23 protein-coding genes are annotated in these 24335 nt (G+C 39.9%); 19 read left to right on the top strand and 4 right to left on the bottom strand.

Annotated elements, in window-relative coordinates; all coding sequences use genetic code 11:
• Window positions 1-321 precede the first annotated feature (321 nt).
• The 7 genes from lepB (at window position 322) to VJ09_RS03180 (ending at window position 7799) form a co-directional block, all read left to right on the top strand.
• A complete protein-coding gene (gene lepB / locus VJ09_RS03210; RefSeq protein WP_044640217.1) occupies window positions 322-870 on the top strand; it encodes a signal peptidase I in 549 nt (182 codons plus the stop codon).
• Window positions 871-998: 128 nt separating this feature from the next.
• Window positions 999-2105: a hypothetical protein gene (locus tag VJ09_RS03205; protein ID WP_044640216.1), complete on the top strand. Its 1107-nt coding sequence runs from the start codon at window positions 999-1001 to the stop codon at window positions 2103-2105.
• 73 nt (window positions 2106-2178) lie between these two features.
• The gene (locus tag VJ09_RS03200; protein WP_052807193.1) at window positions 2179-2721 is read left to right on the top strand and encodes a YpiB family protein; all 543 of its coding nucleotides are present in this window, start codon (window positions 2179-2181) and stop codon (window positions 2719-2721) included.
• 162 nt (window positions 2722-2883) lie between these two features.
• Window positions 2884-3444, top strand: coding sequence for a glycerol-3-phosphate responsive antiterminator (locus tag VJ09_RS03195; RefSeq protein ID WP_044640214.1), 561 nt, complete (start codon window positions 2884-2886; stop codon window positions 3442-3444).
• A 192-nt stretch (window positions 3445-3636) separates the two neighbouring features.
• Window positions 3637-4446 carry an MIP/aquaporin family protein gene (locus VJ09_RS03190; protein WP_044640213.1) on the top strand — a complete coding sequence of 270 codons (810 nt, stop codon included), beginning with the start codon at window positions 3637-3639 and terminating at the stop codon, window positions 4444-4446.
• A gap of 27 nt (window positions 4447-4473) precedes the next feature.
• Entirely contained in the window at window positions 4474-5964 is a 1491-nt protein-coding gene (gene glpK / locus VJ09_RS03185) for a glycerol kinase GlpK (RefSeq protein WP_044640212.1), read from the top strand.
• A gap of 173 nt (window positions 5965-6137) precedes the next feature.
• A complete protein-coding gene (locus VJ09_RS03180; RefSeq protein WP_044640211.1) occupies window positions 6138-7799 on the top strand; it encodes a glycerol-3-phosphate dehydrogenase/oxidase in 1662 nt (553 codons plus the stop codon).
• A 615-nt stretch (window positions 7800-8414) separates the two neighbouring features.
• Here VJ09_RS03180 and VJ09_RS03175 read toward each other — a convergent pair.
• The 3 genes from VJ09_RS03175 to VJ09_RS03165 form a co-directional block, all read right to left on the bottom strand.
• Window positions 8415-9944, bottom strand: coding sequence for a class I adenylate-forming enzyme family protein (locus VJ09_RS03175; protein ID WP_044640210.1), 1530 nt, complete (start codon window positions 9942-9944; stop codon window positions 8415-8417).
• A gap of 314 nt (window positions 9945-10258) precedes the next feature.
• Window positions 10259-11137 carry a GNAT family N-acetyltransferase gene (locus tag VJ09_RS03170; protein WP_044640209.1) on the bottom strand — a complete coding sequence of 293 codons (879 nt, stop codon included), beginning with the start codon at window positions 11135-11137 and terminating at the stop codon, window positions 10259-10261.
• A 52-nt stretch (window positions 11138-11189) separates the two neighbouring features.
• A complete protein-coding gene (locus tag VJ09_RS03165; RefSeq protein ID WP_044640208.1) occupies window positions 11190-12731 on the bottom strand; it encodes a class I adenylate-forming enzyme family protein in 1542 nt (513 codons plus the stop codon).
• 86 nt (window positions 12732-12817) lie between these two features.
• On the opposite strand from VJ09_RS03165, the gene VJ09_RS17430 reads away from it, so the two are divergent.
• The 12 genes from VJ09_RS17430 (at window position 12818) to VJ09_RS03105 (ending at window position 23201) form a co-directional block, all read left to right on the top strand.
• Window positions 12818-13222 carry a hypothetical protein gene (locus VJ09_RS17430; RefSeq protein ID WP_052807192.1) on the top strand — a complete coding sequence of 135 codons (405 nt, stop codon included), beginning with the start codon at window positions 12818-12820 and terminating at the stop codon, window positions 13220-13222.
• A gap of 40 nt (window positions 13223-13262) precedes the next feature.
• On the top strand, window positions 13263-13715 hold the full coding sequence (locus tag VJ09_RS03155; protein WP_147635420.1) for a DUF2487 family protein: 453 nt from the start codon (window positions 13263-13265) through the stop codon (window positions 13713-13715).
• Window positions 13716-13881: 166 nt separating this feature from the next.
• Window positions 13882-14373, top strand: coding sequence for a QcrA and Rieske domain-containing protein (locus tag VJ09_RS03150; RefSeq protein WP_044640206.1), 492 nt, complete (start codon window positions 13882-13884; stop codon window positions 14371-14373).
• Between the two features lie 25 nt (window positions 14374-14398).
• Window positions 14399-15070 (top strand): menaquinol-cytochrome c reductase cytochrome b subunit, encoded by a 672-nt coding sequence (qcrB, locus tag VJ09_RS03145; RefSeq protein WP_044640205.1) that lies wholly within the window; start codon window positions 14399-14401, stop codon window positions 15068-15070.
• A gap of 25 nt (window positions 15071-15095) precedes the next feature.
• The gene (locus tag VJ09_RS03140; protein WP_044640204.1) at window positions 15096-15929 is read left to right on the top strand and encodes a menaquinol-cytochrome c reductase cytochrome b/c subunit; all 834 of its coding nucleotides are present in this window, start codon (window positions 15096-15098) and stop codon (window positions 15927-15929) included.
• Window positions 15930-15993: 64 nt separating this feature from the next.
• On the top strand, window positions 15994-16632 hold the full coding sequence (locus VJ09_RS03135) for a DUF1405 domain-containing protein (protein WP_044640203.1): 639 nt from the start codon (window positions 15994-15996) through the stop codon (window positions 16630-16632).
• 155 nt (window positions 16633-16787) lie between these two features.
• Window positions 16788-17489, top strand: a complete 702-nt coding sequence (locus tag VJ09_RS03130; RefSeq protein WP_044640202.1) for a response regulator transcription factor — start codon at window positions 16788-16790, stop codon at window positions 17487-17489.
• Between the two features lie 22 nt (window positions 17490-17511).
• A complete protein-coding gene (locus VJ09_RS03125; protein ID WP_044640201.1) occupies window positions 17512-18585 on the top strand; it encodes a sensor histidine kinase in 1074 nt (357 codons plus the stop codon).
• A 144-nt stretch (window positions 18586-18729) separates the two neighbouring features.
• Entirely contained in the window at window positions 18730-19506 is a 777-nt protein-coding gene (locus VJ09_RS03120; RefSeq protein ID WP_044640200.1) for an ABC transporter ATP-binding protein, read from the top strand.
• Entirely contained in the window at window positions 19481-20833 is a 1353-nt protein-coding gene (locus VJ09_RS03115) for an FtsX-like permease family protein (protein ID WP_044640199.1), read from the top strand. The genes VJ09_RS03120 and VJ09_RS03115 overlap by 26 nt, the downstream gene beginning before the upstream one ends.
• A 1-nt stretch (window position 20834) precedes the next feature.
• A complete protein-coding gene (locus tag VJ09_RS03110; protein WP_044640198.1) occupies window positions 20835-22355 on the top strand; it encodes a serine hydrolase domain-containing protein in 1521 nt (506 codons plus the stop codon).
• Window positions 22356-22436: 81 nt separating this feature from the next.
• Entirely contained in the window at window positions 22437-23201 is a 765-nt protein-coding gene (locus VJ09_RS03105; protein ID WP_044640197.1) for a sporulation protein YpjB, read from the top strand.
• Between the two features lie 363 nt (window positions 23202-23564).
• Here the strand turns inward: VJ09_RS03105 and VJ09_RS03095 are convergent, their stop codons facing one another.
• A complete protein-coding gene (locus VJ09_RS03095; protein WP_044640195.1) occupies window positions 23565-24272 on the bottom strand; it encodes a S1 domain-containing protein in 708 nt (235 codons plus the stop codon).
• Between the last annotated feature and the right edge of the window lie 63 nt (window positions 24273-24335).

Here is a 24335-nt window from a genome sequence, read left to right as displayed (position 1 = left end):
TTATCTTAACATGTTGTAGTGAATCAATTAAACTAATACGATTAAACGATGAAACAAGAATATAGCAGCCTAGCGTACTGGTGACAGGTACGCCGTCCAGTGGGTACATTCTAACCGCATGGGATGGGGTGATGGCACACCACCGAACTTGAGCGTTGTACTCAAGAATCCCACGCTTTAAAAGCGTGTGGAGTGTCAAATATGTTTGTCTTAAGTGTTGGGAAGGATTGTTTTTGCAAAATTGGCAAGGTATTTTCTCTTGCATCTCTTTGTGAGAAAGAGGAAAATAAAGTTTAACTCCCATTTGGGAAGGAGAAAGATATGAAGGTAATTCGTGAACTATTCTCATGGTTGGGTTCGATGGCTGCAGGTGTTGTTATGGCTTTTCTCATTACACTGTTTTTGTTTCAGCCATCTAAAGTACATGGAAGCTCAATGGAACCAACCTTAATGCCAGATGAACGTATTTATATATCCAAGTTACCTAGAACACTTAGCTATGATCCTCAGTTTGGGGACATTATCATCATTGATAGCAGAGTAGAAGAAGAGCGAACATTTGAAGATGACCTCAAGGATAGCGCGATTTATCGATGGGTCTCTGGGGAAGAAGATGACCATTTATGGGTAAAACGAGTTATCGGTCTACCTGGTGATGTCTTAGAATTTCAAGATAATCAAGTGTATCGAAACGGAGCCCCAATCGAAGAACCCTACATCAAAGAAGAGATGAAAGGTCTAGAGAATAACAGAATAGTAGTTCCTGAAGGTCATATCTTTGTCATGGGCGATAACCGAAATTACAGCAAAGATAGTAGAGAAATTGGGACAGTACCGCTTGATCATGTTGTTGGAAAAAAATTGTTTTAGTTTAGTTTTGGTTAGTCGAGAAATCGGCTAACCTTTTTTTATACATTGATTTCTCGGTAAGGGATTAGCCTGCATTATTTTGGTCCAAACTGATAGTACGAATTGTCGGAACAAAAGGTGGCAATCTCATGCGAATGGCAGATTGGTTAACTTATACTGGAATTGAACAATTGCAGAAGATGCATCGTTTTTATGGATGTGCTTCATCTAATCCTCATTCTAAGAAAGATTTAATTTGTTCTTTATTACAAAAGCTCAATCACAAACAATACGTGCAAGATATGCTTGAGGAAATCTCAGAAAATGAATACCGATTTTTGCAAACATTGGTCTTAGAGCCCTGTTTGGCTTTTACGATGGAGGATCTTTTAGCCAAAGGAAGGTCTGCTATGATTACAGAGGAAAATCCACGGAATCTGGTAGTTAAAGCACTACAAAGAGGTTGGGTTTTCCAAGGATATACAGTACAAACTCAGTTCTTGTATCATGTACCATCTGATTTACGGGAAAAGGCAATAAGAGCTTTTCGTAAATCTTTTGTTGAAGAAAGAAGAGTAAAACCGCCAGCTACCTATCGAGTCGAAGAGAACTTGTTAGTGCAGGACTTACATCACTTTCTCCAATTCTTACGTCGAGAAGTAGTCCGTTTGACGAATGAAGGTGCAATTTATCGAAATCAACAAAAGCAAATATTAGGCCTCTTTTATGTACCAGAGGAAATATTGTTGGAGAAACGTCCTCGCTTTGGTTTTGGACGAAGATATCATTGTTACCCTAGTCGGTTTTCCCTTCTCTATGACTATGCTTTTTATCAGGGATATTTTTCAGAAGATCCTGAGGGATATTTGTGTTTACATGAGAACCAAATCGGGAATATATCTATCACCCAAGAAGAAGCAAAACAATTGTATCTTTTTTGGATTCGTCTTTACCGCAGACCGATCCCACATCTTCCCATAATCCTTCGTTGGATTGGGCTACTTAGTTATCCAGATTGGTTTCCTGTCGCAAGGCTTTGGAAGATCGTTTCTGGCTGGTTCTCTTCTTACTACTATGAAACCGAAGAAACTCTTTTTCAAAAGGTATTGCGGATGTTATTACATCTTGGTGTTATTCAATGGGGTGAAGAGGATGGAATGGCCTATCTCCGACTTACTTCATCTGGTAACAAGTGGATGAATGGAATCTCGGCTTTTCAAATCCAAGAAATGGAAGACGAGTTTCTCATTTTTTAGTAGGGAAAGGTACTCACGCATCGAATTCTTTCTATATAATCTAGATAACTTTAGAAGGAAGGGTTTGAGGCAAGTGGTACATGTGTCCGAAAAAAAAGATTTTATTCGCTGGTTTCTCCATCATTACGAGCTCCAGCAAAAAGAAGCGGCGTTTTTGCTCACGTATCTGTTATATAATGAGCCACTACTTGAAAATGTACACTTTGTCGAGCAGATTCCAAATAGCAATCGAGCTATTATTATCTCCGCAACGGGAGTGGAACAACCTGCTTTCCGCTTTCTAAAGAACAAGCGAATCGGTCATGATGTAGAGTCCGCCTATTTTGATATGAAGACGTTCCCTTCAGATGATGTTTACATGGGTCTTTACTACAAAGATCGGCCTGCCTGTCCAAGGTTTGCGGCCGTTATGGAGGGGATACCTATGAGAAAACAAGATTTAGTGCAAGATCAATTAGTAGGCTTGTTTGCCGAGATGATTTTAGATCGTGCACTTCTTGACTTTCAAGTGTCGGAGCTTCACAAACAGATTGACGAGGCTCTTGCAAATTATGACCAAAAACGTTTTGAAGAGTTAGTACTTCAGTTGGAACAACTAAAACGAGAATATATCTAGTATAAATAATAGTAAAAAAAAATTTCAATAATCCTTGGTGTCCATGTTATGGATGCCAAGGATTATTGAGTTTTGGGTGATAGTCTAGTATGACGGATCTGCCTAAAGGAACTATAATAGACGAAATAACGAAGTAAATAGAAATAGAAAGGATACGCAAAGATGAGTTTTCATGGACAGCAAATCCTTCCCGCGATTCGAAAAGTAAAAGACTTTGAACGAATGTTGGATAGTCCTTATCAGTATGGAGTGTTTTTAGATTTACATATTTCTAGACTGAAATCTATTTATCGGCTAGCAGAACAACACAAAAAAAAGATGTTTCTCCACGTCGATTTAGTCCAAGGTTTAAAAAGTGATGAGTATGCAACAGAGTATATCTGTCAGGAAATCAAGCCTTATGGTGTGATCAGTACGAAAGGAAACGTCATTCTTAAGGCAAAACAAAAGGGAGTTTATGCAACGCAACGTGTATTCCTATTAGATTCTAGCTCCCTCCAAAAAAGCTATTCATTAATTGAGAGGACAAACCCCGATTATATTGAACTTTTACCTGGCTTAATGCCGAAATTGATTCGTGAAGTACGAAAATCGACAGGAAAGCCGATCTTTGCAGGAGGACTGATTGAAACGATAGAGGAAGTAGAACAGGCAATAGAAGCTGGTGCTTCTGCCATCACAACTTCTGAAATAGCAATATGGAAGCATTTTGAAAAGAGATAATAAATTTTTGTATTGACAGCGCTTTCATTCTTGTTCATAATAAAGACATAAGTTAATAGATTGTGGCGGAGATGATGGAGACCCACGCAAAATCTTTCTAACCATTATTATTTGGTAGAGAAAGTTTGTGTGGGTCTTTTTTCTCTCTGTCGCTGAATTTTCAAAATAGAAACATTCGGGAGGGGAATGAGCATGTCAGCATTTTGGGGCGAGTTGATTGGAACTGCTATCCTTATTATATTAGGGGCAGGTGTAGGTGCTGGTGTTTCCTTAAAAAAGTCATTTTCTAATGGTGCAGGATGGACTGTTATTACATTTGCTTGGGGTCTTGCGGTTGCAGTAGCAGTTTATGCAGTAGGCGGTTTTAGCGGGGCCCATCTGAATCCAGCAGTAACGATTGGACTAGCCTTTAATGGGGACTTTGATTGGAGTTTAGTTCCTTCCTATATCCTAGCACAGATGATCGGTGCTATTGTAGGAGCGATAGTTGTTTATATACATTATCTACCTCATTGGCGAGAAACAGAAGATCCTGCAACGAAGTTGGGGGTATTCTCCACAAGTCCAGCGATTTCCTATCCGTTTGCTAACTTGTTAAGTGAATTGATCGGTACATTTGTCCTTGTGCTGGGAATTTTATCGATTGGAGCCAATAAATTTACAGATGGACTAAATCCATTAATCGTTGGATTCCTAATTGTGAGTATTGGGATGTCTCTTGGAGGAACAACAGGTTATGCAATTAACCCTGCGCGTGATCTAGGACCTAGAATTGCTCATTTTCTTTTACCGATCCATGGAAAAGGATCTTCCAATTGGAGCTATGCATGGATTCCGGTTGTTGGACCTATTTTGGGCGGAAGTTTAGGCGGATTATTTTATCATGTAGTCTTTTTAGGCAAATCTACTTCTTATTTATGGTATGTATTAGTTGTAACGGTAATCGTTCTAGGTGCAGCATATGTTTTGGGATCTAAACCTCATCAAAAATCAGTTAAATAAGTAAATGCAAAAGGGAGAGGATTTCAGATGGAACAATATATCTTATCGTTAGATCAAGGAACTACTAGCTCTCGTGCGATTCTTTTTAACCAAAAAGGAGAAATTGTTCATACTGCTCAAAAAGAGTTTACCCAAATTTTCCCCAAACCAGGTTGGGTAGAGCATAATGCAAATGAAATATGGGGATCTATTTTAGCTGTAGTTTCGCAACTTCTAGCTGAAACCAATGTCTCTGCAGAGCAAATTGCTGCAATTGGAATTACAAACCAACGTGAGACTGCTGTTGTGTGGGATAAAGAAACAGGACAACCTGTATATAATGCGATTGTGTGGCAGTCTAGACAAACCGCTGATATTTGTAATGAATTGAAAGAACAAGGTCATGATGCACTATTCCGAGAGAAAACCGGTCTTTTGATCGATGCATATTTCTCAGGAACCAAAGTGAAATGGATTTTGGATCATGTAGAAGGTGCTCGTGAAAAGGCGGAACAAGGAAAACTACTATTTGGAACGATTGATACATGGTTAATTTGGAAGCTTTCTGGCGGTAATTCACATGTAACGGATTATAGTAATGCTTCTCGTACCTTAATGTATAACATTCATGAGCTAAAATGGGATGAGGAATTGTTAGACATCTTAACCGTGCCAAAATCGATGTTGCCAGAAGTACGTCCTTCTTCAGAAGTGTATGGACACACCGTGGAATACCATTTCTTTGGGCACAAAGTACCAATTGCAGGGGTTGCTGGAGATCAGCAAGCTGCATTGTTTGGTCAAGCCTGTTTTGAAAAAGGGATGGCGAAAAATACTTATGGTACAGGTTGTTTTATGTTGATGAACACAGGCGAGAAAGCGGTCAAATCGGAACATGGACTTTTGACTACGATTGCTTGGGGAATTGACGGAAAGGTTGAATATGCCTTAGAAGGAAGTATTTTCGTTGCTGGTTCCGCAATTCAATGGCTTCGTGACGGATTACGCATGTTGAAGGATGCCAAAGATAGTGAAGATTATGCAGTGAAAGTAGAATCTTCCGATGGAGTATATGTAGTGCCTGCTTTTGTAGGACTAGGAACTCCATACTGGGATAGTGATGTTCGCGGTGCGATCTTTGGAATCACTCGTGGTACATCCAAAGAACACTTCATTCGCGCTACTTTGGAATCCCTTGCTTATCAAACAAAAGATGTGCTTACTGCAATGGAAGCGGATTCAGGGATCTCCTTGAAAGCGCTTCGGGTTGATGGTGGTGCAGTGAAAAATAACTTCCTTATGCAGTTCCAAAGTGATTTGTTAGGTGTAAATGTAGAACGTCCTGTTGTCAATGAGACTACTGCTTTAGGAGCTGCATACTTGGCAGGTTTAGCTGTTGGTTATTGGAATAATCAAGACGTGATAGCAACTCAGTGGAATATGGACCAAAGTTTTGCACCGAAAATGGAAGAAGAAGAGCAAGAGAAACTATATAACGGATGGAAAAGAGCAGTACAAGCAACCATGGCATTTAAATAAAAGATTACTTTCCACCATTGTTTCAAGTGAGCACAAATAGTGCTATACTAAAACTAACAAGTTGATAATCTGGTTGAAGAACTCGGGAGAGGCCATAGCAAACATAGGTGGAATAAGCCTATGTATCTGTTGTGGTCTCTTTTTTTTGTGAAACATATAAGGAGGAATCGGATATGAATAGCAAACTTTTTACCAGTAAGGAACGGGGAAACGTATTTGAGCAAATGAGTCAAGAAACCTATGATGTACTTATTGTAGGCGGAGGAATTACTGGTGCTGGAATTGCATTGGATGCAACAACGAGAGGATTGAAAACAGCTCTGGTAGAAATGCAAGATTTTGCTGCTGGTACCTCTAGTAGATCTACCAAATTGGTTCATGGGGGACTTCGTTATCTGAAACAGTTCGAAGTGAAGATGGTGGCAGAGGTTGGGAAAGAGCGAGCCATTGTATATGAGAATGGACCACATGTAACAACTCCTGAATGGATGTTGCTTCCTTTTCACCAAGGTGGGACATTTGGAAAATTTTCTACTTCGTTAGGTCTTCGAGTATATGATTTTCTTGCTGGAGTAAAAAGAAGTGAGCGTCGTACGATGTTGTCTGTGGATGAAACGTTAGCCAAAGAGCCTTTAGTTAAAAAAGATGGACTAAAAGGTGGTGGTTATTATGTGGAATATCGTACAGATGATGCTCGATTGACGATTGAAGTAATGAAAGAAGCGGTGGAGCAAGGAGCTGAAGCGATCAACTATGCTAAAGTGACCAAACTACTTTATCAGGGCGGAAAAGTGATTGGTGCGATGGTGCAAGATCAACGGACAGGTAATAAATATGAGATCCATGCGAAGAAAGTAATCAATGCCACAGGTCCATGGGTGAACCAATTACGAGATCAAGATAATCCGCAAGTAGGAAAAAACTTACGTCTTACTAAAGGGGTTCATTTGGTTATTGATCAAAATCGCTTCCCACTCAAACAGGCAGTGTACTTTGACACACCTGATGGACGAATGGTATTTGCTATTCCACGCGATGGAAAGACCTATGTTGGCACAACAGATACGATCTATGAGGAAAATCCGAAAAGCCCTAAAATGACTCGTGAAGACCGTAACTATATTATAAAAGCTATCAATTATATGTTTCCAACTGTTCAGATAACAGATGAAGATATTGAATCTAGTTGGGCAGGAGTTCGCCCTCTAATTTATGAGCAAGGAAAAGATCCTTCGGAAATATCAAGAAAAGATGAGATTTGGCAGTCTCCATCTGGCTTGATCACTATTGCAGGTGGGAAACTGACTGGATACCGCAAGATGGCAGAACAGGTAGTTGATTTGGTAGCCAAACTTTTGGGACAAGAAGAGGGACGGACGTTGAAAGCTTGCCAAACAAAAACAATGGCAATCTCGGGAGGTCATGTAGGAGGATCAAAAAATCTTTCTCGTTTTATGGAGGAAGCTGTATCCAAAGGGCAAAAATGCGGACTTTCGCTTAAACAATCTCAGAAACTTGCTCGTATATACGGATCAAACATCAATCGTGTATTAGAGTATGTAAGTACTTATGATGATAATAATTCTTACCAGCTATCCCTAGATGTTTTTGTACAAATTGCGTATGCACTGGAACAGGAAATGACCACGACCCCTGTGGATTTCTTTGTTCGCCGAACTGGTGCTCTTTTCTTTGATATTGCTTGGGTACGGAATTGGAAAGACCAAGTAATAGCATATATGAGTGATCAACTAAAATGGACAGAAGAAGAGAAGCAGAGACTGATAGAAGAGTTAGAGATCGAGTTACAAGATGCGGTAGTACCAGTTGCATAATAGAAACAAACAAGGCGACTAATTCTTCAAGAGAACAGTCGCCTTTTGTTATATTAGCTTACTGGATGAGAATAATAATCATCGTGTGAAGTGATTTGGAAACCACACTTTTGGTAGAGTTTCAACGCATTTGGATTGTCAGTAGCAACTTCTAGTCGAAGAGTAGGAAATTCATCCTGATGACGAGCTATTAGCTAGTGTAGAATTTTGGTTCCTATCCCTTGACCTTGTAAAGTTGGGGTTACTACAAACTATAGGCTGAATTATAGAAGATGCCTTTTCTAGCATTTTATAAAAAACTTGTTTTTGTCGATGGTCTAGATGAACGAAAGCACTTACTTCGGCTTCACTAGAATGGAAAATGTTATATTCCCAAAGACCCCTACTAGTATATTCTCTTCATAATAGAGGCGATCAAGCGGGAAGAGAGTCTTACAATTTTGAAACATATTGGCGTTTATTTTGAGATGGGTATGATGGGATTCCTCACCAATTGCTTTGAGAGCATATATGTCTGCAAGATGTTTCTTCAGACAGTTGAAGATGGGATGAATCTGGTAGTCTAAGATTCGCTCTTCTTCCCGAAATGATTATCTTTTGAAACAAAGCTACTTCTTATGAGTATCTTTTGTTTTGGTATAAATCTTCTAATGCTTTTTTGTCTATTTTCCCAGCTGCGTTGCGTGGGAGTTGGTCAAAGCCAACTACTGCATCTAACAAGTGATAACGGGAAAGATGTTCGTGTACATGAGCTAACACTTCTCGTTTGGTTAGGATCGAAGCTTCGGATACTTGGATAAACGCACAGGGATACTCCCCAAATTTTTCATGATGAAGCCCGATCACACTAACATCTGTGACATCTGGTAATAATCGGATTACTTTTTCTACTTGGCTAGGATATACACTTCCGAAACCAGGTAGAAAGATTACATAGCGATCTACAATCTCGATAAAGCCATCTGAGTCAACCCGTACTGCATCACCGGTTAAATACCAGTCTTCATAAAACGCATTCCTAGTAGCTTCTGGATCTTTCCAATATTCCATAAATACTTGTGGACCTCGAACTGCTAATTCCCCAATTTCGCCTACCTTCACTTCTTGTCGTGTATCGAAATCCAGTACTTTGACTTCTGGGGATAGGTAGGCTCTTCCTACCGTATGCTGTTTATCGTAGCCCATTTTTGGTTTCCAAGCAGAAACACAACCACCTATTTCTGTCATCCCGTAGATCTCGGCTATCTCAAACCCAAGATCCTCATAATCTTTAGTAAGTTGAATCGGTACTTTGGAGCCTCCTGACAAGATCCTCTTTAATGATGGGAGTAAGGAATCGGACTGTTGGATCATCGGAAGCAGGACAGCTAGTAATGATGGTGGCAAGAAGGTGATGGTGATCTTTTCTCGCTCGATAATATCTAATAAAGCATATGGATCTAATTCAGGAAGGAAGACGGCCGTCATTCCCAAGAAGGAATGATAAGAGCAGACACCCACCCCGGATATATGAAACAAAGGAGTAGCAAACAGATATCTAGATCCAGGAGCGCTTTCCGTTATCCCAGTACCAGTTACTCCGTTGGTAAAGAAAGCATTTTGATTGCTAACTACCCCTATAGGATTTCCAGTCGTTTTAGAAGTAAAGGTGATAGTATATGGATCTTCTGGTTTTACCTCGATCGGAGGGTTTTCTGATGGATATTGAGCAAGTTCTTCTAAGAAATGTGGAATTAATTGGTGATTCTGGACAATGGTACGAAATGAGATTTGCTTATTTTGAATATAAGAGGAAACGGTTGCTATGTATTGATCTTCTAATAGGATATATTTAGCTTCTACATGCTCTAAAGCCCATTCAATTAGGCTGGTAGGCCATTTATAATTAATTGGAACGGCAATCGCGCCAATCTTGGCAATTGCAGCGAGGCTAATAGGAAAAGCACCGGTGACCCCTAGTAAAAAAGCTACACGGTCTCCTTTTTGAACCCCTTGTTCGAGCAAGAAATGGGCGAATTGATTCGTTAGTTTATGATATTCCCGAAAAGTGAGTCGTAGTCCAGGTGTGACAATTGCTTCTTGCTCAGGATTGTTCAGCGAATACTCTTGGATCATTTTTCCAATGGTACTTTTGATCGTTAACAAAAAATCCACCCCATTCGGTTATTGAATTTTATCTACAAGTTCTAATTCTATCACGATATTAGTATTTTTTGAAATAATAGGGATTTCTATTTTTCTTTGTTATATTGATATCAAAATCAAGTAGAACAACCAGAAGAGTTTGTATTATACTTTCAAAAAGAAAAGACAAACAAGAACCCAAGATATGAGTGACCAACTAAAATGGACAGAAGAAGAGAAGTAGAGACTGATAGAAGAGTTAGAGATCGAGTCACTAGTTGCATAGTAGAAACAAATAAGGCGCCTGATTCTCTAAGAGAACAGTCGCCTTTTGTTTAGCTAACTGGATAAGAATAATAGTCATCGCGTGAAGTGACTTGGAAACCACACTTTTGGTAGAGTTTCAACGCATTTGGATTGTCAGTAGCAACTTCTAGTCGGAGAGTAGGAAAGTCACCCTGATGACGTGCAATAACCTCTTGTAGGATCTTGGTTCCTATTCCCTGACCTCGTAAAGTCGGGGCTACTACAAAACCATATAGATAGCCTGAGTTATTGTATTTTCGTAGGCTGATCTTTCCTTGTATCTGCCCATCTTCTACCAATTGGTAATGGATCACACTTTCGTCTAGGAAATTCCTTTTCAAAAAGGTTCGTACTTGTTCTATTTCTTCACTATCAGAAGTCGAACTAAAAGAGCTTACATCTAACTCAACCCATACATCTAAGTGTTGAATGGTAGGGGTGACTAATGAGAAAGAAGTCTCATCTATGTTCGATGATGCAGTTGGCGATCTACTCATTTGATATTCTGAATGATGATAAGTAGCATTTAGTTTAGTTGCTGTATTCAGACCTGAACTTGATGAGTGATCAACAATAAACAAAAATTGTGGTATATTTTGTTCTTTGAGAATAGAAGATGCCTTTTCTAGCATTTTACGAAAAACTTGTTTTTGTCGATGGTCTGGATGAACAAAGGCACTTACTTCGGCTTCACCAGAATGGAAAATGTACATTCCCAAAAAACCTACTAGTGTGTTTTCTTTATAACAGAGAAGATCAAGTGGGAAGAGAGTCTTTCGATTCTGAAGCATATTAGCGTTTATTTTGAGATGGATACGATCAGATTGTTCGCAAATCGCTTTAAGAGCATATACCTCTGTAAGTTGCTCGTCAGACAGTTGGAAAATGGAATGAATCTGGTATTCCAATGATCGGGTTCTCCTTCCAAAAAGGATTTTTTATTAAAACAAAAGCTACTCCTTATGGAGTGGAGTAGCTTTTGTTTTGGTGCAAATCTCTTAATGCTTGTTTATCTATTTTTCCAGCTGCGTTGCGTGGGAGTTGGTCAAAGCCAACTACTGCATCTAACAAGTGATAACGGGAAAGATGTTCGTGTACATGAGCTAACACTTCTCGTTTGGTTAGGATCGAAGCTTCGGATACTTGGATAAACGCACAGGGATACTCCCCAAATTTTTCATGATGGAGTCCAATTACACTAACATCTACGACTTCTGGTAATAGTCTGATTGTTTTTTCTACTTGGCTAGGATATACTCCTCCGAAACCAGGTAGATAGATAACATCTTTGTAGCGATCTACAATCTCGATAAAACCATCTGAGTCAATCCTTACTGCATCTCCGGTTAAATACCAGTCTTCATAAAACGCATTCTTAGTAGCTTCTGGGTCTTTCCAATATTCCATAAATACTTGTGGACCTCGAACTGCCAATTCCCCAATTTCGCCGATTTTCTTTTCTTCTCTTGTATCGGGATCCAGTACTTTGATTTCGGGAGATAGGTAGGCTTTTCCTACTGTATGCTGTTTATCGTAGCCCATTTTAGGTTTCCAAGCAGAAATACAACCACCTATTTCTGTCATCCCATAGATCTCGGCTATCTCGAACCCAAGATTCTCATACGCTTTAGTAAGTTGAATCGGTACTTTGGAGCCTCCTGACAAGATCCTCTTTAATGATGGGAGTAAGGAATCGGACTGTTGGATCATCGGAAGCAGGACAGCTAGTAGTGATGGTGGCAAGAAGGTGATGGTGATCTTTTCTCGCTCGATAATATCTAATAAAGCATATGGATCTAATTCAGGAAGGAAGACGGCCGTCATTCCCAAGAAAGAATGATAAGAGCAGACACCCACCCCAGATATATGAAACAAAGGAGTAGCAAACAGATATCTAGATCCAGGAGCGCTTTCCGTTATCCCAGTACCAGTTACTCCATTAGTAAAGAAAGTATTTTGATTGCTAATTACCCCTTTAGGTTTTCCAGTCGTTCCGGAAGTAAAGGTAAGAGAATATGGATCTTCTGGGTTCACCTCGATCGGAGGGTTTTCTGATGGATATTGGGCAAGTTCTTCTAAGAAATGTGGAACTAATTGGTGATTCTGGACAATGGTACGAAACGAGATTTGCTTATTTTGAATATAAGAGGAAACGGTTGCTATGTATTGATCTTCTAATAGGATATATTTAGCTTCTACATGCTCTAAAGCCCATTCAATTAGGCTGGTAGGCCATTTATAATTAATTGGAACGGCAATCGCGCCAATCTTGGCAATTGCAGCGAGGCTAATAGGAAAAGCACCGGTGACCCCTAGTAAAAAAGCTACACGGTCTCCTTTTTGAACCCCTTGTTCGAGCAAGAAATGGGCGAATTGATTCGTTAGTTTATGATATTCTCGAAAAGTGAGTCGTAGTCCAGGTGTGACAATTGCTTCTTGCTCAGGATTGTTCAGTGAATACTCTTGGATCATTTTTCCAACAGTACTTTTGATCGTTAACAAAAAATCACCTCATACGGTTATTGAATATTATCTACAATTTCTAATTCTATCACGATACTAATATTTTTTGAAATAAGACAATTCATTTGAAAGTAGGGATTTTTATTTTTCCTTGTTATATTGAATTTTCTTATCAATATCAAAATCAAGTAGAACAATTAGAAAAGTTTGTATTAGATTTTCAAAAAGAAAAAGACAAACAAGAACCCGAGATGATGGAAGATAAAAAGTGGCTTGGTTATTTTAATCAATCGAGTCTAGAGGAATTTTTTTATTGGGGGGATTGGGCGGAAAACTCCAACCAATGGGATTTTGAGTCTTGGCTCGATGCGATTTACAATGGAGAATATCAATTGCAGGGTTGTATGATTATTTCAGATACAACTGCAAGATTAAAATATGCAGCGTGGGCGTGGCCTTATGGTGGAGCTGATTGTCTTCGGCATTTGGTACAACTTTTTGGGCTCACGATTATAAAGGAAGAAGTATAATGGTAGTGAAGGAAAACCATAATTGGAAGAAGGTAGAAATATGAAGTTAGTAGATTTACAACCAGAGTCATGGTATCGATCTGCCCCGTTTGTTGATACATTGCTTTTGCCAGTCGCTCCTGTAAAAGTGGAAGGTAAGCTATTTATAGAAGATGAGAAAAACCAGATAGAAGAAATCTGTGTTAGAACAGAGAAGCAGCTAATGGGACGTGTGTTACTTTTACCTACCGTTCATTACCTACCTACTACAGCAGAGAATACAGAGCGATTTTTGGAGGAAATAATCACTCAGTTTGGTCAATCAGATTTTTCGTATTTATTTTTAGTAGCGAGATCGTCCATTTCAAATATTTCATTTCGGAATAAAATTATGTCTAATTCGTTACAAGTTTATTGGAATTTGCTTTCTTCGATTGTAAACCATTCTAATCAATTAGAGGAAGAGGTAGAAAACCTTACATCCTCCATTCTAACAGCTTGGTCGGATAAGTAGTGGAAAAGCGCTTTCAATTGTGGATTATAAGGGGGTTATCTTGACATTTTTCAGAGCCTTCACTATCATGGTAATGTCCTAGTAAAAGAGATTTTTTGTCCTAGTCTGAAAAGAGGTTCCGGTCCGTGTGACGGTGAATGCCGCATAGAAGGAGGTCGGACGAGTCGTGAGTAAGAAACTAACCCGCCGTCAGTTCCTCACCTATACATTAGGTGGGACCGCTGGTTTCCTCGGCGCGGGAATGATGTTCCCAATGGTACGCTTTGCTGTCGATCCTGTTTTAAAAGCAGGAGGGGGCGGTGACTTCATCGATGTCAATTTGGCAGAGAGTGAAGTAAGCGATAAACCACGTGCTGTGGAATTTGAGGTTGACGTAAAAGACGGTTGGTATCAAACCAAAGAAAAACGAACTGCTTGGGTCCTGAAGAATGCAGGAAAAATTCTGGCACTTTCCCCTATTTGCAAACATCTGGGTTGTACAGTATCTTGGGAAAGTAATCCACAATTCAAAAATGAGTTTTTCTGTCCATGCCACTTTGGTCGCTACGAAAAAGATGGCACAAACGTTCCGGGTACTCCACCAGCGAAACCGCTGGATCAGTACAAAACGGAAGTACGAAATGGTCGTTTATTCATTGGACCACTAGACAAAGCATAATGGGACGATAGGAGGTGTAGCGTCGATGCTGCAAGCCATTTACGATTGGGTGGATGAGCGGCTAGACATTACGCCAATTTGGCGCGATGTTGCCGACCATGAAGTGCCGGAACACGTGAACCCAGCCCATCACTTCTCAGCATTTATTTATTGCTTCGGGGGTCTGACGTTCTTCGTTGTCGTTATCCAGATCTTATCTGGTATGTTTTTGGCGATGTACTATGTTCCGGATATTGTGAATGCTCACGCCAGTGTAGATTATCTGCAAAATGAGCTGGCGATGGGAGCAATTGTCCGAGGCATGCACCACTGGGGAGCAAGTGTTGCAATCGTGATGCTGTTCTTACATACGTTGCGTGTCTTCTTTACCGGTTCCTACAAACATCCACGTGAACTAAACTGGGTAGTAGGAGTATTGATTTTCTTTGTAATGTTAGGTCTTGGATTTACCGGTTATCTCTTACCTTGGGATAATAAAGCATACTTTGCGACCAAAGTAGGGGTAGAGATCGCTGCTTCTGTACCGTTTCTTGGGAAGTATATCGCCATCTTCCTACAAGGTGGAGATATTGTAGGTGCGCAAACCTTAGCTCGTTTCTTTGCGCTTCACGTATTCTTCCTCCCAGCAGCACTACTCGGACTTTTGGGCGCTCACTTTATTTTAATTCGCCGTCAGGGCATCTCAGGTCCACTATAAGACTTGCGCGTGAGGAGGGATCCACTTGGCACACACGGAAGAAGGAACTCCGAAAAAGCAAGTTCTGTACGTGGGAGACTCGCGCGTTCGAGCTGATCGTCCGAAACAACACATACCGGACTACTCGGAATTTCCTGGTAAAAATGAAGCATTTATCCCCGATTTTCTGTTAAAAGAATGGATGGTAGCAGCTGTTTTCCTCGTCGGATTTATGACGTTGGTAATGGCAGAAGAGCCACCACTTGGGGAACTAGCAGATCCGACCAATACCGGATTCCTGCCAGTACCAGATTGGTACTTCTTATTCTTGTATCAACTACTGAAATACAAATGGGCAGCTGGGGATTTTGTTGTGATTGGAACCTTAGTGGTTCCAGGGCTTCTATTTGGAGCTCTCATGTTGGTACCATGGCTTGATCGCAGCAAAGAACGCCAACCGCTCAAACGCTCATCGACCACTTGGATTACCATCCTATCTTTAGTTGCAATTGCATTCTTGACTTGGGCAGCAGAATATCAGCATGTCCAACAGCTTGAATCTGCACCTAGTACTGCACCTAAGAACAAAGTGGTAGTAGAGCAAAATAGTGCTGGATACGATATTTACAGCCAAAGCGCGTGTATTACATGTCATGGAGACAACTTGGAAGGGAAGAATGGTCCTTCGCTCTTAGGTGTAGGGAATAAATTTGGCGCTTCCGAGAAAGGCGAATCACATGGCAATCCAGTATACACTCGTGAGGATCTAAAGAAAATTATCGACCATGGACGTGGTGCCATGCCACAAGGTATGTTCCAAGGTACAGATGAACAAAAAGAGGTCCTGATGGATTGGCTACTGAAACAAAACCAAAAATAAGCTATGATAAACCTGATTGCGATAAGCAATCAGGTTTTTTTATCAATGGACGGATGTGATATAGATGATCGGGCTTTGGAGATGGTTTAGCTCGCAACTAATGGAGCGTTGGTTTTTATGGACGCTCTTTTGGATCAATCTACTTGGAAGTATTTATGGTTACTATTGGTATCTCAATCAATTAAAGCTGACACCAGCAAAATATTTAATCTTTGTACCGGATAGTCCTACTGCTAGTGCGGCATTTACACTTGTTTTGTTTTGCTATCTAATGGGTCGACGGAGCCCGCTCATCGAGGCCTTTGCAGCGATTACGTTAATCAAATACGGTGTTTGGGCGGTCGTCATGATCTTTTGGGGGGCCTCCTTGCAACCAGAACCACTGCTTGATGCTGTCGTACCAGCACAATGGATGCTTACTTTTTCACATCTGGGGATGGCTTTTCAAGCATTTCTCTATGCCAAGTATTTCTCTTTTGGATGGAAGGAGATTGCGATCGTTTCTGTATGGACTTTCTTGAATGATGCGATCGATTATCTAGCCGATATGCACCCTTGGGTGGGGTATTATCTGGAACCATACGATCATTTGGTAGGATATTTTACTGTACTATTAAGTGTTACGAGTATCTTAGTCGTCACTATGTTATCTTGGCGGAAAAGTACTGATCGTCTTACCAATTTACCTAAAGTACTTGGATAAACGAAGGTAAGAGCTAAAGTCTTACTGTGCGCTCCCATAAGTTTTCTTGTGGGAGTCTTTTTTAGGACTACAGTATGTGTGATTATACTTAAACGATTTAGTATGCAATTTGAGCGAAGGGAACGACCCTTGATGAGGGCCATTGGAGGAATACCATGTATCGCATTTTTATTGTGGAAGACGATGAAAAGATTAGCGCTATTTTGAAAAATATTATGGAGAAGTACGGATTGGAAGCAGCGTGCGCCACACAATTTCGTGAGTTGATGCCAGAGATGTTGGACTATGCTCCGCATCTGGTGCTTCTTGATATTAACCTGCCGTATTATGATGGTTATTATTGGTGCAGACAAATTCGTGTCCGTTCTAGTGTACCGATCATCTTTATATCTGCTCGAGTAGGTGAAATGGATCAGGTGATGGCGATTGACAACGGCGGTGATGACTATATTACAAAGCCGATTCATTTGGATCTTTTAATGGCAAAGGTAAAAAGTGTGCTAAGGAGAGTCTATGGCGAATATTCCGCCACGACAGAATCTATCTCATCGGTTAGAGATGAAATGAATGTGCAAGGATTGAGTCTGGATCTTCGACGTAACGAGTTACAGTGGCAAAAGGATAGGGTGGAGCTTACTAAAAACGAGAAGTTATTGGCTGAATGCCTTATACAACAATATGGACAGATTGTCTCTCGCGATCATCTTTTGGAAGCGCTATGGGACGATGTACAATTTGTCGATAATAATACACTTACAGTCAATGTGACGAGACTACGCAAGAAGCTAGAGGAGATCGGTTTGCCCAAAGCGATTGAAACAATTCGTGGTCAAGGTTATAAGCTAACTCTCAGATGAGGAATAAGAAGGAGTTAAGTTGATGAAAAAAATTCCAGCTGTTTATTTTTTGCGAGATCGGTTATTATATGTTCTTTTCTATGTGATTATTGTCGGGCTTAGTGTTGGCTTTATGTTACTTGAAAAAAAACGATATCCTGTGGTAATGGATTTAGACACGGTTTATTATTTTATGGCGGTTGCTTTCTTTATGATGGGTGTATGGTTGGCAATTGATTATATTCGACAGAGGCCATATTACAAACAACTTCAGCATGCGATGGAATCAAGCGAACTACATGCTGCGATGATGATACATTCCGCAATAACAAGGGAACAGAGGCTTGTTACGCATTTATTAGAGATGCAACACAACGCTTATTTGACGGAGTTAGGGAAATATCGTCGGCAGCAGGAGATGCACAATCATTTTGTGTTGCAGTGGGTGCATCATATGAAGACACCCGTATCTGTAATCGATTTACTTGCACAAGAAGCTTTGCAACAAATGCCCACTACAGTGGAAGAGAACAAGCAGTTAGTTGTAAGTATGAGAGAAGAAGCAGAACGAATGGCGAGAAGCCTAGAGATGATGCTGTATACAGCACGTCTCGACAAGTTTGAAATGGATCTTCATATTCAAAAAATACCGCTTCATCAGTTGATTCGTAATGTAATAAATGAACATAAACGTTTGTGTATCCGTCACTCCATATTCCCCCGGATTGATGGAGAGGCATGGGTGGAAACAGATGAGAAGTGGATGATAGTGGTGTTGAATCAGTTTGTCAGTAATGCGATCAAATACAGTAAGAGCAAACAAGGTGCGAAGCAGCTTGTTTTTCAGATAGAACCTGATCTAGATGGAGGTAGCAAACTAAGTGTGACAGATGAAGGGACTGGAATAGCATCACATGATTTATCAAGAATATTTGATCCGTTTTTCACAGGGGAAAATGGACGTGCTTCAGGTGAGTCGACAGGAATGGGATTATATTTGGCAAAACAGGTATGTACTAAACTTGGGCATGAGTTGTCGGTGACATCGGATTTAGGTGTTGGTACAACGTTTACCATTGTATTTGAACCGAGGGGAATTCACATTTTCGGTAGTTAGAAAGGGAGAAAGAGTGTTACGTGACAAGATTGTAAGGATTATCGTGCGATATTGAAAGGATAATCGATCGATCCGGGTATTGCTTCGAATTATACTAAGGCTATGGAAGCAGATCCCGACGATCATTAGAAAGGAATCCAGATAATGATTGTACTGAAAGCAGAAGGACTAGGCAAAGTATATAGCTCTATAGGAAACGTCTTTCATAAGGCGTTAGAAGATGTTGACCTACAAATCGAAGCTGGAGAATTCGTTGGTATCATGGGACCGTCGGGAAGCGGAAAAACGACATTACTCAATCTGCTAGCGACCATTGCTCGTCCAACATCCGGTCGAATTGAAATCAATGGGATAAATCCTAGTAGGCTAAATGATGAGCAACTGGCGTTGTTCAGACGACGAGAACTTGGTTTTGTCTTTCAGGATTTTAACTTGATCAATACGTTGTCCATTAAGGATAACATTGTGTTGCCGTTAGTATTAGATGGTGTAGATCCTAAAGTGATTCAACAAAGATTGCAGCCACTTGCTGAATGGCTGCAAATTGAGGAGATCTTGGGAAAGCGAATATATGAGGTATCTGGTGGTCAGAAGCAACGCACAGCTATCGCTCGTGCTTTTATTCATCGACCGTCGTTAGTACTCGCAGATGAGCTGACTGGTAACCTTGATTCAAAGTCGGCGAAGGACGTGATGGACTTGCTCAGGGATCTGAACGAATATCAAAAGGCGACCGTGCTCATGGTAACGCATGATCCATTTACCGCAAGCTATTGCAAGCGTGTGTTATTTATAAAAGATGGCAGACTTTTCTCTGAAATACGACGTGGCTCGAATAGACAAGCATTTTTCCAACAGATATTGGACTCATTGAGCTTATTAGGAGGGAATTTCAATGAGATTCCATTTGCTCGCGCTTAGCAATCTACGAGGCAATTGGCGGTCATACGGTGCGTTTTTTTTGAGTAGTCTATTTTCTGTTATGATTTTCTATATCTATACAGCTTTTCTTGCTCATCCTGATGTGGTGAGTGGAGATATGATAGCGGCTACGAAAGTCAGAAAAGGTATGGTTCTTTGCCAATACATTATCGTCATTTTCTCGGTTCTTTTCGTACTTTATTCCAATTCAGCGTTTCTCAAAATAAGAATGTATGAATTTGGGCTGTTCTCACTGTTTGGGATGACTCGTAAACAGCTACGCAAACTTATCCTTTATGAAAATGCGGTGATTGCAGTATTGGCTATTCTAGTCGGTATCAGCCTAGGAATTTTGTTTAGTAAGCTTTTCTTTATGATCCTTACCGTCTTGCTTCATCTACACGATCCAATTGCGTTTGTTGTACCGCTTGGAGCAGTGTGGATAACATTGAGTGTGTTCTTTGGAATATTTACACTCATTACGTTTTGGATGGTACTACAGCTAGAACAGAACACGGAAATCGAGGATTTGCTTCAGTCATCACAGCAATCAAAAAAAGAGTTACATTATTCACCGTGGTTTGTAGTACTAGCAATTGGGTTTTTAGGAGGGGCATATACAATTGTGTTGTTTTTAAATGGATCCAATTTTGCCCTGTTAGATCTAAAAAACTTTATTCTACTATCACTCTTTTGTTTACTTGTTGTGATGTTCGGTACCTATTTGTTTATCTCACAGTTTAGTATATTGTTGCTACGGTTTATTCAGAGGTTTCATCGTGTGTATTATTATCGAACCAATATGATCGTCTTTGCCCAACTTGGCTATAAGATAAAGGACAATTCCCGCTTGTTGTTTATTTTATCAATTATGAGTTCAGTTATTTTAACAGCATCTTGTACCTTTTATCTATTGGGACTCAGTGCACAATACGATTATTTGAAGGAAAAGGCTTCACTAATGATGTTTATTGGTATGTTCATCAGTCTGCTTTTCTTCATTGCAGCAGGTAGCATGATTTATTTTAAGTTGTTCACAGAGATGCAAGAGGATCGGGAACAATTTAAGACATTAACCCGAATCGGGATAACAGAAAGCGAAATTCGGAAGATTGTTGTCACGCAAATCGGTATCATTTTCTTTGTACCCTGTATCATGGGAATAATCAATGCACTAGTTGTGATGAAAGCATTAGACAATATTTTGATGATGACTCATTGGATCTATTCGTTCTTCGTGATCAGTATTTATATTGTGATCCAAACTTCTTATTTCCTTATTGCCTGTAACCAGTATATGAAACTCATTCTACTAAGGAGAATTTAAAATGGAACCATGTATACAAGTTGTAGTTAGAACGGAAAAATTCAAAATATACAGACTTGTTATTGTGATATTGATAACAATATGCCTTGTTTTTTCCCCATTGATTACATATGCCAAATCGGAAGAAGTAAAGGTTGATACAGACAAAATTGATCATTTTGTAGAATCTGCAATGGACAAACTCCAAATTCCAGGGATTGCTCTTGGAATTGTAAAAGGTGATCAGACAGTTTACTTAAAAGGATATGGCATTTCTGGTCCTGACAAGACACCTGTCACGCCTCAGACACCATTTGTTTTGGGGTCAACTAGTAAATCGATTACCGCCCTCGCGATTATGCAGTTGGTTGAGGAAGGGAAGATCGATCTTAAAGCGCCAGTACAACGTTATTTGCCATGGTTTCGAGTGGCCGATGAAGAAGCGTCTAAGAAAATATTAGTACAAGATTTGTTGTATCAAACCAGTGGTATTGCGAAATATGATGGTCATATTGGCATGGTAAATGGCAACAAATCTATTGAGGAACATATTCGAAGTCTAAAAAATATTCAGCTTACCGGTCGGGTAGGGGGAGATTTTCAATACTCTAATCTAAACTACGATATTTTAAGTGGAATTGTTCAAGTGGTATCCGGGGACCCATTTAGCAAATATGTTCAGAACCACATTTTTAAGCCGTTGGAAATGAAACATAGTTACGATTCTCCAAAAGAGGCCGAAAAAGATGGCTTAGCAACTGGATATCAATCTATCTTTGGATGGATGGTTCCGACTGAGCAGTTAGATCATCGAGGCACTATAGCATCAGGTTATCTCATTTCTAGTGCAGAGGATATGTCCAACTATCTGGTTGCCCAAATGAATGGTGGTCATTTTAAGAAGAATAAGATACTGTCCACAGAAAGTGTGAAACAAATGCACAATCCTGTTTCACCGATGGGGGATGGTTCCTCTTATGCAATGGGGTGGAGTGTTAAAAATAACGTGATTTTTCATGTTGGAGCGACAGAAAACACATATTCCTTTATGGTGATGAAAGACGGATACGGCATTATCCTATTAGCAAACTCAATGGACTTTCTGGTTTATTACGATCAGATTGTAATGGGGATAGACGAAATTCTTCATGGTGGAAAACCAACTTTAGCCAACATACCCGATTTTCAAAACACTTATCTAATTGTGGATCTAGTTGCATTGGCAGTTCTGATCTACATCACTTGGTCAATCTATGGATTATGCAAAAAAAGAATGAAATGGAAAGCCACACCATTACGTATCATGTTCCAAATACTCTCCATCTTGCTGTTTCAACTGCTGATCCCGTTAGCAATATTATTTTATCTACCCAAAATATTAATCGCACCATGGTCAGTTATTATCGTGTTCTTACCTGGTTTGGGACATTTTCTGTTTCTCTTTGCAATTGTATTGCTTTGTATAGGTATAGTCAAAACAGCTTTTCTGATACGGAGTAACCTGAGGGGTAAAAAGAAACTAAACGTTGGAACTTTCAGTTAATAATACTTTGCATTCAAGCATAATTGATTGGACAGCCCCATAGTATGGAGTAAACGAATCTATAGAGGAGTTCAATCGGTTATGCGACGAATTATTCCACTATTCATCTGTTGCTTGCTCCTTGTGAATACTACCCCGATGTTCTCCGCTCAAGAACTGGACTGGGGACAAAAAGCAGAGCAAATTTTACAGGAAGTACAACGAGAGCAGTATCTAGAGGCAAAAGAGGATATCAAACAGTTATCGGATGACTTTATTGCCTCTGACCTTGCTAAAAAGCAATTAAAAATTGAGGCAGTACAAGTGCTCTCCACCTTATTGATAGAATTAGATACCGGATTAAATGCAATCTCACCCAATAAATCAAACCTTGTAAGAAAAGCGACACAGCTTTACCTCGCCTTTGATGCAGCAGTTAATCGAAGCCAGCCTCGTTGGAAGGGATATCGAACCACTTTAGAAGAAGATATTGCTCGAGTGGAGAAAATGCTACCCACCGAAAACCGACGAGAAATAAAACGAGAACTGGACAAGCTAATCGAGGATTATCAGTTGGTACGACCTGCCATTTTGATCGCGAAACCAGTTGAGGCTACTACGAAATTTGATTCACTCATGGTGTTTTTACGTGACCAAACAGAATACCCAGCGATTCGCGAGGGCTTAAAAGAAGCCCGGCAATTGGTGCAGATTATTTTTTTAGGAAAAGATGAGGATGTTCTTAGTTGGAAAGGTTCATTCCAAAAAATTCCAACAGGTTTTATATTGTTTGTAAGTGGATTAATTGGCTCCGCTCTTACGTATGTTTCTTGGCGAAAATATTGGGAGAAAAAAGAGATACCTTAAATAGTACTTAGAATGACCCTCGTGTGGAGGGGCTTTTTGTTGCCTAAACAAAGAACGTGAGCAGCACCTATTAAATGGATTACCGACTCACGTTCTTGTGCTCAATCCCTATTTTCCTCTGTTGCACAGTTCATACTCATTCCTTTAGTAATGACTGATTTGATTAGATATCGGTTTCCTTTCTCATCCATTCGAATGCAGGGGAACCGGAGGGAGCCACTTCTTATATAACGGTGATGTTGGTAATCTAAAAGAATCATTCCTTCCGAGACAATTTTACTAATCTCCTTTGGACTTAAGAATTGCCCAGATCGTTGTATCTGATGTACGACATGATCTGATGCAATATATTCAACTGGTTCGTCAAAGTCCATCACCGAGCTTTTTTTGGACTTCTTTTATGAAATGATAACTTAAATCTACTTCAAAATCTTGCATCGCTTCCATGATTGCTACGGCTGTCTGGAAGACTCCTTTTTCTTGAACTAGTTTACGAATTTGTTTTTTAGTCTTGGGTGAGAGAATCCCAAGAGAATATCCTAAATGTTGATAAATGGATTGGATTTCTTGTTCCATAACCCATCCGGATGTATTGAGATCTACTTCGGATAAGGTATCGATTTGCTCTTGTGCTGAATATTCTGTTTGTTCCATTTTCTCCGATTCATGTCGTTCAGGAGGGAAATGGCTATTTTTCGTTTTTAGTTTACGAAATGGGTTGTTGTATTCTTTTAAAGGTTTTAAATCTAAATGTACAACTGTCAAATTAATTTTATATTCCCGGGTGATTTCCTGAATACGGGCCTCCAATTCATGACCATTGTAAGTCCACTCATCGACGTGTTCGACAAAAAGTGGAGAAATATTTTTTTTATGGATTAATCCAGAATATCCTGTTTCTTTTCCATTCTCATCGAGGATATGAGCGAATGCGCCATATTCTACAATATGATTAACTCGAACTGGAACCGTATCCCCGACCTTATAAGGAGGATGAAGTGGCTTTGTATCTAGTTTCATACTATCAGGGATCTGTGTGGCATGATCGGCAATGCGGTCATCAATGGACATAATCCTCATCCTTTCTAAAGTTTATTTCTATTGTACCCGTTTTTTCTTTGAAAAGTTTTCCTT

Source organism: Risungbinella massiliensis, from assembly GCF_000942395.1.
Taxonomy (GTDB): Bacteria; Bacillota; Bacilli; order Thermoactinomycetales; family Thermoactinomycetaceae; genus Risungbinella; species Risungbinella massiliensis.
The sequence above is the reverse complement of the archived record's forward strand: the minus strand, read 5'-3'. Positions and strand labels throughout refer to the sequence as shown.